Consider the following 1,505-nt stretch of genomic DNA (forward strand, 5'->3'; position numbering starts at 1 on the left):
CTGAGGTCCAGCAGGAAGGGTTGATTACCTTGCAGCAGGCCGGGTCGGTGGTCCGCATTGATTGGGCGTATGACAGTGCGGAGGAGGTTGCCCATGTCATCGCTGCAGGCGCGCATCCGGTGCCTGGAGGAGCACCTGCTGGCCCGCAAGCCACTTAGTGGCTACCACGATCTTCCTTTCGCGATCTTGAGGTACGAGCCCGGCGAAGAGTTGCAGTTGCGGCGTGAGGTTCCCTTGCTGGGCAGACGCCTTGAGGAAGCGGGTCGAAGGGTGACTGTCATTTCCCTGACTCAGGTCATGTGGGAATGCCTTGAAATTCACGACGATCTCGAGAGCCTCTTTTCTTCCGAGGGGCTGGCCGGGGTGGACCGGGTTGTCGAGGCTGTGAACAGTCTGATGGAGCGCGGAGAGACTTTCGTTCAGGCCATAGCGGGTAGGTTGCGGGGTCTGGATCCCCAGAAGGACATTGCTTTTCTCGTCGATACCGGCGGTCTGTTCCCTTTCTTCCGAAGCTCGGCCATCCTCAACCGCCTGCACGGCAAGGTGGCCATACCCACCATCCTGTTTTATCCGGGGAGGCTGGAGGGCGCGGTGGGGCTGTCTTTTCTCGGTGTATTCCCACCGGACCCCACTTACCGTCCGAACATCTTGTGCGAGGTGTAACGCCATGAGCCCGGCAGGTACCATCGAGTCACTCTTCGCCCGCGACATCCGTCGGCGCATCGAGGAAGTCATCAAGCTCCACCAGACGGACGAGGCCGTCGTCGCAGAGGAGCTGGATGAGTACGTAGCGACACCGGCCATCAGGAACGCGTATCTGCGAGTTTTAGAGCGTTATGTGGAAACCCCATTGAAGCCCCACGAGGGTATTGGAGTGTGGGTGTCGGGTTTCTTCGGCTCGGGCAAGTCGTCGTTTGCCAAGTACCTCGGGCTGGCGCTGGCAGACCGGCCGATCCTGGGCATATCCGCCGCTGACCGGCTGGCGGACCGCCTGGCTGACGATCGGGTGCGCGTTCTGCTGGCCCGCGCAAGGCGGGAGATTCCCACCCTGGTGGTACCCTTCGATATGGCTGAAGACCCCCTGGTCCGGGTGGGCGAAGAGAAAATAACCCTGGTAGCGTATCGGGCGCTCCTCCGTACTCTGGGCTATTCGGACGACCCGGACCTGGCCGAACTGGAGATTACTCTGGAAAGGGAAGGCCGTCTCGCGGAATTCGAACGGCTCTATCACGAGACTTTCGGCCGGCCCTGGGTGGAAGGGCGGGCGAACGTGGCCGTGGCTTTCGGAAGGGCCAGCCGCATCATGCACATGCTGGACCCCCAGACCTTTCCTTCTGCGGACTCGTGGGCCCGGGGCCACAAGAGAGCGGATCTGGGGCCGCGCGACCTGGCTGAGCGCGTCTTGGAACTGGTCGGGCGGCGTTGCCCGCAGATGCGCGCCGTGGTGTTCGTCGCCGATGAAGTCGGGCAATACATAGCCCGATCTACTGAGAAGATGCTCGACG

2 protein-coding genes are annotated in these 1,505 nt (G+C 62.0%); both read left to right on the forward strand.

Going from position 1 to position 1,505, the window contains the following annotated elements; translation table 11 throughout:
* Positions 1–93 precede the first annotated feature (93 nt).
* The gene (locus tag AB1609_23690) at positions 94–663 is read left to right on the forward strand and encodes a BREX protein BrxB domain-containing protein (protein MEW6049438.1); all 570 of its coding nucleotides are present in this window, start codon (positions 94–96) and stop codon (positions 661–663) included.
* A 4-nt stretch (positions 664–667) separates the two neighbouring features.
* A partial coding sequence (locus AB1609_23695; GenBank protein ID MEW6049439.1) for a BREX system P-loop protein BrxC occupies positions 668–1,505 on the forward strand: 838 nt, incomplete at its 3' end.

The organism is Bacillota bacterium (assembly GCA_040754675.1).
Classification (GTDB): Bacteria; Bacillota; Limnochordia; order Limnochordales; family Geochordaceae; genus Geochorda.

Bases quoted from the DNA above. Each gene is read 5' to 3' on its own strand.
- AB1609_23690 (MEW6049438.1), top strand. From the start codon at position 94: ATGTCATCGCTGCAGGCGCGCATCCGGTGCCTGGAGGAGCACCTGCTG.